We start from the raw sequence: 10,181 nt of genomic DNA on the forward strand, positions 1-10,181 counted from the left end.
GATCCCATCGAGCACAAAGTACTGCTCCATCTGGTGATCACCCTGATGAAGCAGGATTTCTGATTTTCTGAGGTCTGAGATTACTAAATGGCGCTCTAAATCAGCCATTGCTTCAGGATCCAAGCTTTTTAAAACCGAGTTTTGGCTCAGCTGCAAACGAATCAGGTTTTTTTCGGGGTGCTTGTCTAATACTGTCATGAATCCTTAATCCTAGAAACTATATTGTAGGCTTTTTTGACCCTTTAAGCCGACCAAGATCCAGCCTATGATAGTATTTCGGGGTCGTGGTGCTTTATTGCAGTGCAATAAAGTTAAACGGGAAACACTAAACGTGTGCTGCCCCCGCAACGGTAAGTAAATACACCCTAACTTCAAAGTGAAGGTGTCAGGAGTCTGAGTAAGCCACTGTGCGCGTCAATTGCATGGGAAGGCCAGATTCTGAGATTTACTAGCCCGGATACCGGCCAAGACAAGTGGAATTTTGCGGACGGGGATCTTCGCGCGCTGATGAAGCATCCCCAGCCAAGCAGGCAGGATGTCCAATTGACGCCCGAACTCTCAAAACGTGGAATTCTGTTCGACCCAGCTTACGGGGAAGTGAGCCAGGTGATTCGAAGGCAGAAAGTTCATCATGAAGCAGCAGTTCAGCAGCAAAACACTAGTCGCCCTATTTTGCGGCGCAGCAATAGCAGCCAACACATCAGTCTTTGCTCAAAGCAATTCCACGGTTTCGGTAACCAACTCACCCAATCCTGAAAATCCGATTATCGTTACCGCCAATCGCGCCCCAACATTGGCAAATAACGTCTTGGCTGACTACGACTACATCGGGCCAGAGGAAATTGAGCAGGCTGGTCAAACTACCTTAGCGCAACTCCTTCAAAGACAAAGAGGTATTGAAATCACCTCTGGTATTGGGGCTGGCGGCTCCAGCGCAAGTGTATTTCTGCGCGGGGCATCAAACGGCCAAAGTATTGTGCTGATTGATGGCGTGCGATCAGATTCAGCACTGAATGGCGGCCCAACATGGGAATCCATACCACTGCCATTAATTGATCACATTGAAATCATTTTTGGCCCCCAAAGTAGTCTCTATGGAGCAGATGCTATTGGTGGCGTGGTTCAAATTTTTACCAAGGAAGGCTCAGGTCCAGCAAAAGTCAGTGTCTCAACTGGCTACGGAACCTATGGAACGAGTGTTAGCGATGCAAGCATCTATGGCTCAACCGAAGGCGAACAAAAGATTCGTTATTCCCTTGGCGTTAGTCAGACTTTATCAACCGGCTACAACACAATTGCCAGCAATAATCCGTTCGCATTGACGTCAATGAAAACAGGTTATGTACAAGATGCGGTTACCGGAAAACTTTCCCAAGAGTGGCGTAAGGGACAGACGATTGGCATTCAGATGCTCCAGAGTCGACTAAACAACCAATCACCTGGATTTAATGCTGGCGACTTTAGTAATAATGGAACTTATAGCGCTTGTTCAAATACACCACCGTATGGTCCTTGTGGAGCCCCCGGCCCACAGCAGGCACAAACTAATATTGCGCAACTGGGCACTTACAGCATTTACTCCAAAAATCAAATTACGGATCACTGGAAAAGTTTTTTACAGGCATCTCTCTCAAATAACAATGGTCAAGTTTCACAAGATCAAACACCCTTTAGCCCTGCATATAGCCCCATCACAAAAACGAAACAAAATATCTACACATGGCAAAACGATATTGCGATTGGGTCTGACTTATTACAACTTCTTGGAGAGCGTCGGACGCAAAGTGTAGATAGCTCTCAATACAACGGATATGTTTATCCATACACAAATCTTGAGAGCTTTAGTCAGAGTCGGAACACTAATTCAGTTGCAGGTTCCTACCAGCTTAAGCGTGGTGCGCACTTAGCCAACCTATCCATCCGCAATGACAGTATTACTGGATACGGCCCGCAAACAACAGGGGGCGTGGCTTATGGATACTTTTTCACCAAGCAATTACGCGCAAATATTAACTATGGGACTGGCTTTAGAGCGCCAACCTTTAATGACCTCTATTACCCTGGATACGGCAACCCAAACCTTGCGCCTGAAAAAAGCAAAAATACTGAACTTGGATTGCACTATGATACCGAACGCTATGACGCTCATCTCGTAGGCTATAACAACACTATCAATAACCTGATTCAATATGGGAGTGTTAACTGTCCGCTATCAACACTATACGGCTGCGCCTCCAACGTTTCCGTTGCAAAAATTAGTGGTGTATCGATTGGGGGAGGCACTCGCCTTGGAAACTTCACACTGAAAGGTTCGATTGATCAACAGAGTCCAATCAATCAAACAACTGACCAAGTACTGGCTAAGCGAGCCCGCACGTTTGGCAACGCTTCTATTGAATACACTCACAATAAGTTGATTAGCGGAATCGGTGGCACTTTTTCCGGACAGCGCACTGACATCTCCGGAACCGATGCTACAAGCGGCAATGCCTATAACGGAGCAATGGGTGGATATTCGATCTTCAACCTCTACTCAAGCTATGAGATTGAGCAAAATTTGACCATCTTTGCACGTTGGAACAATATGCTGAATAAGCAATATCAACTCACGTACGGTTACAACACTCCCGGCTCCAACATCTTTGCTGGTATTCGCTACGCAATGAAGTAATTGATGGGAATATTGATGACACTCTCGACCCGCACCCGCTATTTAGTGGTCGGGGTCACTGTATTTCTTTTGGGATTTTCCTTGGCAGTTTTTGCTGCGCCCGTTTCACCAGTTGATGACCGTGGAATCACTGTGATTTTTGAGAAACCCCCTCAGCGCATCATAAGCCTGCTACCTTCAATCACCGAATCGGTATGTGCTCTGGGCAAATGCAGCGCTTTAGTTGGGGTAGATCGATTCTCAAATTGGCCGAGATCAATTCAAGAATTACCCAAACTTGGAGGAATGGGCGACATTAACATTGAACGCATTGTGCAGCTCAGACCTGATGTTGTTCTGCTAGAAAAAGCCTCGCCCGTAATTGCACGTCTAAATGAATTGGGCGTTAAAACTTTTGCCTTAGATGTGAAGTCTATGAGCGATGAGAAAAGGGCTCTTCAGAAACTAGATGTGATACTGGGAATATCAGAAAGCCCGCGCGTGTGGAATCAAATTGAAAAAGAAATCATGCGCGCTAACAAGCAGCTATCTGTGGGCAATCAAGACATTCGCGTTTACTTTGAAGTGAATCCCGCACCCTTTGCGGCTGGCAGCACTTCTTTTATTGGGGAAATCCTGACTCAAATAGGCTTGCTGAATATCATTCCAAAATCGCTTGGGCCATTTCCAAAAATCAATCCTGAGTTTGTGGTGCAGGCTAAGCCTGATGTCATTCTCCTGACTGAATCAACCATTGCTGACGTTCAGAAACGCCCAGGGTGGAGCTCCATTCCAGCAGTCTCTAAGAACCGAATTTGTATATTTACCGGCGATCAAAATGATATCTTGGTACGTCCCGGTCCGCGCATGGGAGAAGCGGCACTTATTATTTCTCAATGCATACAAGAGAAGATGTCATCATCTCGGTAATGCAAAAGAATCATTTCCTTGGCAAGTTATCAAGCCTCCTCATTCTGAGTGCGGTCTTGGTGTTTCTTGGAACCCTACTCGGAAGCATGGGTGCCAGCTGGAACATGTCGACATCTGATCAAACCGTTTTATTTGATATTCGACTACCACGATCATTAGGGGCTTACCTTGCTGGCGCTTTATTAGGGCTGGCTGGTGGTATTGCGCAGAGCCTCTTTCGCAATCCCTTGGCGGACCCATACCTACTTGGCAGCGCATCGGGTGCATTACTTGGGGTTGGGAGCATTCTTTGCTTTGCCTATCTTGGTAATTCTTGGTTAGAGATTATTGGCCTCAATGGCGGCGCTTTTCTGGGAGCCTTGATTGGTGTTCTGGCCTCCCTTCTTTTGGCTGGTGGCTACCGCAGCTCCTTGCGACTCTTATTATCTGGCGTAGTGATCAGTGTGATCCTCGGCGCAGCGAACTCCTTATTCACATTCATCCGCCCTGACCTATTCCAAAGCATTCAATCTTTTATGCTGGGCAATACAGCTCTTCTAAATTGGTCTGGCGTTACGGTCATGGCTATTGCTTTAGTGGCTTGCTTACTCATCGCCCTCATCATTAGCCCTGTATTGGATGCACTCTCTCTTGGCGAAAATACTGCACGTACTTTAGGCTTGCCATTGGATCAATTACGTCTCGTATTGATTGGCATTCTTGCTCTTGCAACTGGTTGCGCTGTTGCACAAACTGGCCTAGTGGCCTTTGTTGGGCTTGCAGCGCCCCACTTAGTCAGAAAGTTTTCTGGCGGACGGCAACGGGTACAGATTTTATTCTCCTGCCTAGGTGGCGGAATCTTATTACTTAGCTCTGACCTGCTTGCGCGCACCCTCTTTGCACCGATTGAAATTCCCGTTGGCGTTGTGACCGCAGTCTTAGGCGGACTATATCTACTAGCCCTACTCAGGGGAAGCTCTCATGGGGTGCGCTCATGAAAATGCATCAGCTCAGTGTCTATAGGGGACCCTGCGCCATTCTTTCTGACCTGAATATAGATATTCCACGAGGAAAGTGGACGAGCATTATTGGGCCCAATGGCGCAGGAAAATCATCGCTCTTGCAGGCGATGGCGGGTTTATTAAGGCGGGATGGCTTAATCACTATCGATGAGGTCAATCTATCTGAGTTTTCCTCTAGAGAGCTTGCAAAGAAAATGGCTTGGCTCGATCAAGGCTCGAGTAATTCAGAAGAGTTTGATGACTCCCTCAGTGCTTATGACACAGTCATGCTTGGGCGCATCCCACATCAAGGATGGCTGCACCTGCCCTCGGATGCCGATCACCTTTCGGTCGAAAGCGCTATGCAACAGACTGATGCTTGGCATTTTCGTCATCGGCCCTTACAGCAACTCTCTGGAGGGGAGCGTCAGCGAGTTCTCCTAGCACGTCTGCTTGCCGTGGATTCAGACATTCTTCTCATGGACGAGCCGCTGGCTAATTTAGATCCACCCCACCAAGCTGATTTTTTAAAATGGCAAGGCAACTTACTATCCCAAGGCAAAACCCTAGTGACAGTTTTGCATGAAATTCATTTTGCGCTCCGTGCCGACCATTTGGTGATGCTAAGCGAAGGCAAAGTGCATTTTCAGGGGTCCAGCCAAGACCCTAGAACTCATCAAGCCCTAGTTGAACTATTTGACGGCCGTATTCGCCTAGAACAGCTGGGGCATGATTGGGTGGCTTTACCCAATTAAGCCTAAAGCCAGGAGTTTCACAAAGCGTTTTGCTAAGGCTACAATGCCCATATGACCGAGTACGCCCCTCATGTCCAAAGTGACTCAACCCAAACTGATCCGACAGCCGAATCATTGCAGAGGCTATCTCACAAAATTCAGCTGATTTCAGATGCTGTGAAAGCGTTGCACCAAGATCGCAATCAGCTTGAGACCAAGATTGAGGATGCCCAAAAGCGAATTCAACATATTTTGAGTCGTCTGCCAGAACAGACTGATGGACGTCAAATGAACTTGCTCGGCGAACCCGTGACACCACCCAACCCAGAGGATGACAATGAGCCAACAACGCATTGAAGTAACCCTCGCCGGTCAAAAAATTACCTTAGCCACTAGCGCTGAACATGAGCCCTTGCTTCGTGCGGCCTGCTCCTTGGTGGATGAACAAATTCAGCTAGCAATCAATGGTGGCAATCGCAGTATTGAACGTGCGAGCATGATGGCCGCACTAAAGATCGCAGGCGACCTCATCAAATTGCAAGCTACACCTCAACAAGCGCCTGTGCAAAGCGCTTCATTAAACTCTGACCCAGAGGAAATCGCTCGCCTCCAGAGGGAAATTCATTCCCTGGAAGATCAAGTAGATGCTCTGATGCAAACCCTTTCCCTGCCTGGTTCGCCAAGGCCAATAGTTCCTTGAACCGATGCGCAAGCATCAGGAACGATCTTTACACTGTGGGCGTGAGCGTTTCGAATCTTCACAGTGGCAGCTTCGCGCTGTTCACTCCCTGGAGTTCTTAATGCACCCGAAACAGAGTAGCCGTTCCACCTTGAACCTTAGGGTTCAGGATGACGGCCTAGCGGCCAAGGCGGGGAATTCATGTCACTAATTGATATTGGAATGTTGATACTATGCGGAAGTATCGCGGGCTTTCTTGCGGGACTGCTTGGTATTGGCGGCGGGATGATTTTGGTTCCCTTCATGATTGTGGTCTTCAATCATTTAGGATTTGGTCAAAATATCATCGTACATATGGCGATTGCCACCGGCATGGCAACTATTCTTTTTACAACTACCTCAGCTATCTGGGCACATCACAAACACAACTCGATCGATTGGAAGTTGGTGGCATCACTCAGTCCAGGCCTAGTGATTGGCAGTCTTGTTGGTGGCAGCGAAATCTTTGAGGCAATTGACACTTCTTGGTTATCCCTGTTCTTCGCTATTTTTATTGTGTACACCTCGATCCAAATGATCATCAATAAAAAACCTACAGCCGGGCGAGAGTTGCCGGGCGCTCTGGGTCTTTTTTCATTTGGAGCATTTACGGGCGTAATTGCAAGTCTGGTTGGAGCGGGCGGAGCTTTTATTACAGTTCCATTTATGCTTTGGTGCAATGTAAAACCGCACACTGCGATGGCAAGCTCTTCTGGCCTAGGATTTCCGATCGCTGCTGCAGCAACAATCGGCTACATGTATGGCAGCTGGGGCAATCCCAATCTTCCAGAAGGATCTTTGGGATTTGTATATGTTCCAGCGGTGCTCTGCATTGTGGCGGTCAGTATATTCACCGCTCCACTCGGTGCAAAAATGGCCAGGAAACTTAATGTAGCTCAACTCAAACGCATCTTTGGTGTGATGCTATTTATGCTTGCAGCCTTCATGTTTAATGAAAGCCGCAAGGCATTTGGTTTTTAGAAAATCGTCTTGCAGTTCTTAGTTGGTATATTGCTGACGCAGAATATTTTTTTGAACTTTACCCATTGCATTACGAGGTAAGTCAGAAACAATTTCCAGACGCTTTGGAATCTTGAAGTTCGCAATCTGCGTTTTGAGTGCAGCGATCATGGCTTGTGCATCTAGCTTGGCACCTGCTTTTGGTACAACCACTGCCATTACTGCCTCACCAAAATCTGGATGCGGAATACCAATCACAGCACTCTCATCTACGCCATCCATGTCATCGATAAAGCTTTCGATTTCTTTTTGATAAACGTTATAGCCACCAGAAATAATTAAGTCCTTGCTGCGTCCAACAATACAAAGGTAGTCCTTGGGTGCTTTACCACCATTGGCATCGCCACCCCAACGACCAACGTCACCAGTTTTAAACCAGCCGTCTTTGGTAAATTCTTCTGCAGTTTTCTCTGGCATGCGCCAGTAGCCCTTGAATATATTTGGGCCTTTAACTTGGATACTACCGATTTCATCAACACCACAAGGTTTATTGTTTTCATTAACCACGCGCACCTTCACACCTGGCAAAGGTAAACCGACTGATCCGCCTACACGATTTCCTTTGTATGGGTTGGAGACCAACATCACAGTCTCGCTCATGCCATAGCGCTCAAGAATCGGTTGACCAATCACCTCTTTAAAAGTATTGAACGTTTCGGTGAGCAAAGGAGCTGAACCAGAAACAAATAAGCGCATATTGCGCGTGACGCTCTTATTAAAGTTTTTATCTGCAAGCAAGCGTACATAGAACGTTGGCACACCCATCATTACAGTGGAATTGGGCATGTGATGAATTAGTTGCGCAGTATCTAAACGCGGCAACCAAATCATTTTGCTACCGTTAATTAACGCACCATGAGCAGCTACAAACAAACCGTGGACATGAAAGATTGGCAAAGCATGTAATAGAACATCACCTTTTTTCCAGCCCCAAAACTTCTGCAGCACCTGTGCATTACTACCCAAGTTCTTGTGGGTCAGCATCGCACCTTTACTGCGACCGGTTGTACCGGAGGTATACAAAATAGCAGCTAAATCATCATCTTTTACGGCAACGGTTTTGAATTTATCACTTTGACCAGCTGCACGATCAAGCAAAGTACCCTTACGATCTTCATCCAAAGTAAATACGTGTTTAGTGCCAGCCTGAAAAGCAACCTTCGACACCCAAGAGAAATTCTTGCTGCTACAAACCACGACTGCTGGCTCAGCATTCTCGAGAAAATATTGAATTTCCGCCGCTTGATAGGCTGTGTTCAGAGGTAGGTAAACGTAGCCTGCCTTGATAGTGGCAAGATAAAGAAAAAGGGCCTCTGGAGATTTCTCAACCTGAACTGCAACCCTTGATCCAGTGGGTAACTTGAGGCTCTTAAGCAAATTTGCCATCTTGTTAGTTGCATGCTCTAAATCACTCCAGGAGTAATAAAGTCCATCATGCGTTTCAAGTGCACATGCTTGCTTATCTTTTGGAAAACCCTTTTCCAATAAGGAATATAAATTCATTCGAGCCTCAAATACCAATACATTAAATGCTTAATTAATCTAACGAAGCACCAGATTTCTTAACCACGCTAGACCAACGAACTACGTCAGCATTCACTTGCTTACCAAATGCTTCACCATAGAGACTCGGTATTTCAGAACCATTTTTCTCCCAGATTGCTTTGATCTTTGGTGAATTTAAGGCCTTCTGCACTTCAACAATCATCTTGTCAACGATAGGTTTTGGAGTGCCTGCTGGAGCAAACATAGAGTACCAAGTTGAAACTACGTAGTCAGGCAAACCAGCCTCTTGGAATGTTGGCACGCTTGGAATCGCTGGAGAGCGCTTGTTTGCTGCCACGGCGATCGCCACCAATTTACCGGCATTAATTTGTGGGGCAGATGTAGCAAGGCCATCAAATTCCAAATCGACTTGACCTGCTAACAAGTCATTCATTGCTGGGCCAGCACCACGGTAAGGGATGTGAGTAATAAAGGTACCAGTCTGAATCTTGAATAACTCACCGGCTAAGTGGTGAACAGTGCCACTACCTGCGCTAGCAAAATTATATTTACCAGGATTCTTCTTCATGAGGTCAATAAACTCTTTAGCATTGCGTGCACTTACGCGCTGTGGATTAACCACCAAAACTTGAGGCACGTTTGCCAACATAGCTACAGGAATAAAACTCTTTTGAATGTCGTAATCTAAGTTTTTATACATTGAGGGTGCAATCGTATGATGTGTCGCACCAATAAACCAAGTGTATCCATCAGGAGCCGCCTTCGCCGCAACTGAGGCACCAACAGTACCACCTGCTCCGCCACGATTATCGATAACAAATTGCTTACCGAGCTGCTCTGTTAATTGAGCCGCCAAAGGCCTGGCGAACGCATCGGTTCCGCCACCCGCTGGGAACGGATTTAAAAAGGTAACTGGCTTAGTCGGCCATTCTTGCGCCATTACTGCTAGCGGTGCCGCACAAAGTAGAAATAGTGATTTCTTTAAAGTGCTTACAGAAAAAAGTGATGCTCTGGTTTTTTGATTAAACATCTTTATCTCCTTTTGTATCAACCTAATGATTGACTTCGTTTTTATAAATACAGCACCCATTCTAAGGGCACTTAACACTTACTGCAAAAGTCTATACAAGGGAAAACACTAGGGTGCCATCAGGCGGCCTACGGCTCTGGAGTAGACGATTTCTCCATTAGCAAAACGCTCGTGGTTGTCCTCTACGCTTCCCAAGTCATAAAGATAGTTCACCATTAGCCCAGCGGATTGACGCAATCCTTTGCGCGATAAATCCCCTGCCCAGTTCACCAAGTGCAACTTGGCGCCATTGCCTAGATGAAACTTTGCTACTGGATTGCCGTCGCGCCCAGTAGAGGCAAGCCCCAAATACATACTGGCCAAACTTAATAAAGCAGCCTTCTCCTCTTCTGAGGCGAGATCTGGGTGCCAACCACCCGTCAATCGCTCGCTCCAAGACTGGCTCTCAAGCTTTAAGACTGCTAGTGCAGCATCGCGCGCTAACTTGAGGTTTGGCTTCAATCTCTCACCTGGAACACCTTCGCCTAAATGAGCGCCTGCAGCAACCCAATCCATAAATCCCGGAATAGGCGATAAGGTCACAAAGGTTTTGATTCCAGGGAATTCGGCATGT

At 46.7% G+C, this 10,181-nt stretch carries 9 protein-coding genes, 1 other RNA gene, 2 pseudogenes and 1 riboswitch; of the genes and pseudogenes, 8 read left to right on the forward strand and 4 right to left on the reverse strand.

Features of this window, described 5'->3' with window-relative positions:
* A pseudogene (locus B7X71_RS07950) lies at positions 1-198 on the reverse strand (Crp/Fnr family transcriptional regulator); the annotation flags it as partial.
* Between the two features lie 70 nt (positions 199-268).
* Positions 269-484, forward strand: a riboswitch (cobalamin riboswitch).
* Between the two features lie 147 nt (positions 485-631).
* Between B7X71_RS07950 and B7X71_RS07955 the strand changes: the two are divergent.
* The 8 genes and pseudogenes from B7X71_RS07955 to B7X71_RS07985 all read left to right on the forward strand — a co-directional run bounded on the left by B7X71_RS07955 (position 632) and on the right by B7X71_RS07985 (position 6,993).
* Positions 632-2,671: a TonB-dependent receptor gene (locus tag B7X71_RS07955; protein WP_293600478.1), complete on the forward strand. Its 2,040-nt coding sequence runs from the start codon at positions 632-634 to the stop codon at positions 2,669-2,671.
* A gap of 15 nt (positions 2,672-2,686) precedes the next feature.
* Positions 2,687-3,580, forward strand: coding sequence for a helical backbone metal receptor (locus B7X71_RS07960; RefSeq protein WP_293600479.1), 894 nt, complete (start codon positions 2,687-2,689; stop codon positions 3,578-3,580).
* A complete protein-coding gene (locus B7X71_RS07965; RefSeq protein WP_293600480.1) occupies positions 3,547-4,557 on the forward strand; it encodes an iron ABC transporter permease in 1,011 nt (336 codons plus the stop codon). Before B7X71_RS07960 ends, B7X71_RS07965 begins: the two co-directional genes overlap by 34 nt.
* A complete protein-coding gene (locus B7X71_RS07970; protein ID WP_293600481.1) occupies positions 4,554-5,315 on the forward strand; it encodes an ABC transporter ATP-binding protein in 762 nt (253 codons plus the stop codon). The genes B7X71_RS07965 and B7X71_RS07970 overlap by 4 nt, the downstream gene beginning before the upstream one ends.
* Before the next feature lie 51 nt (positions 5,316-5,366).
* Entirely contained in the window at positions 5,367-5,651 is a 285-nt protein-coding gene (locus tag B7X71_RS07975) for a hypothetical protein (RefSeq protein ID WP_293600482.1), read from the forward strand.
* Positions 5,632-5,856, forward strand: a pseudogene (locus tag B7X71_RS17895) (cell division protein ZapA); the annotation flags it as partial. The gene B7X71_RS07975 and the pseudogene B7X71_RS17895, both read left to right, overlap by 20 nt.
* Positions 5,857-5,955: 99 nt before the next feature.
* A non-coding RNA gene (gene ssrS / locus B7X71_RS07980) (6S RNA) lies at positions 5,956-6,174 on the forward strand.
* Positions 6,175-6,993 (forward strand): sulfite exporter TauE/SafE family protein, encoded by an 819-nt coding sequence (locus B7X71_RS07985; protein ID WP_293597947.1) that lies wholly within the window; start codon positions 6,175-6,177, stop codon positions 6,991-6,993.
* An 18-nt stretch (positions 6,994-7,011) separates the two neighbouring features.
* On the opposite strand, the gene B7X71_RS07990 is transcribed toward B7X71_RS07985, so the two are convergent.
* The 3 genes from B7X71_RS07990 to B7X71_RS08000 all read right to left on the reverse strand — a co-directional run.
* A complete protein-coding gene (locus B7X71_RS07990) occupies positions 7,012-8,535 on the reverse strand; it encodes a malonyl-CoA synthase (RefSeq protein ID WP_293600483.1) in 1,524 nt (507 codons plus the stop codon).
* Positions 8,536-8,569: 34 nt separating this feature from the next.
* Entirely contained in the window at positions 8,570-9,568 is a 999-nt protein-coding gene (locus tag B7X71_RS07995) for a tripartite tricarboxylate transporter substrate binding protein (protein ID WP_293600484.1), read from the reverse strand.
* A gap of 108 nt (positions 9,569-9,676) precedes the next feature.
* A partial coding sequence (locus B7X71_RS08000) for a malonyl-CoA decarboxylase family protein (protein ID WP_293600485.1) occupies positions 9,677-10,181 on the reverse strand: 505 nt, incomplete at its 5' end.

The sequence above is a fragment of the Polynucleobacter sp. 39-46-10 genome (genome assembly GCF_002282275.1).

What these genes read in the sequence shown, in the direction of transcription:
- B7X71_RS07975 (WP_293600482.1), top strand. Translation starts at nt 5,367, where the DNA reads ATGACCGAGTACGCCCCTCATGTCCAAAGTGACTCAACCCAAACTGAT.
- B7X71_RS07955 (WP_293600478.1), top strand. Translation starts at nt 632, where the DNA reads ATGAAGCAGCAGTTCAGCAGCAAAACACTAGTCGCCCTATTTTGCGGC.
- B7X71_RS07990 (WP_293600483.1), bottom strand. Translation starts at nt 8,535, where the DNA reads ATGAATTTATATTCCTTATTGGAAAAGGGTTTTCCAAAAGATAAGCAA.
- B7X71_RS07995 (WP_293600484.1), bottom strand. Translation starts at nt 9,568, where the DNA reads ATGTTTAATCAAAAAACCAGAGCATCACTTTTTTCTGTAAGCACTTTA.
- B7X71_RS07985 (WP_293597947.1), top strand. Translation starts at nt 6,175, where the DNA reads ATGTCACTAATTGATATTGGAATGTTGATACTATGCGGAAGTATCGCG.
- B7X71_RS07970 (WP_293600481.1), top strand. Translation starts at nt 4,554, where the DNA reads ATGAAAATGCATCAGCTCAGTGTCTATAGGGGACCCTGCGCCATTCTT.
- B7X71_RS07960 (WP_293600479.1), top strand. Translation starts at nt 2,687, where the DNA reads ATGACACTCTCGACCCGCACCCGCTATTTAGTGGTCGGGGTCACTGTA.
- B7X71_RS07965 (WP_293600480.1), top strand. Translation starts at nt 3,547, where the DNA reads ATGCATACAAGAGAAGATGTCATCATCTCGGTAATGCAAAAGAATCAT.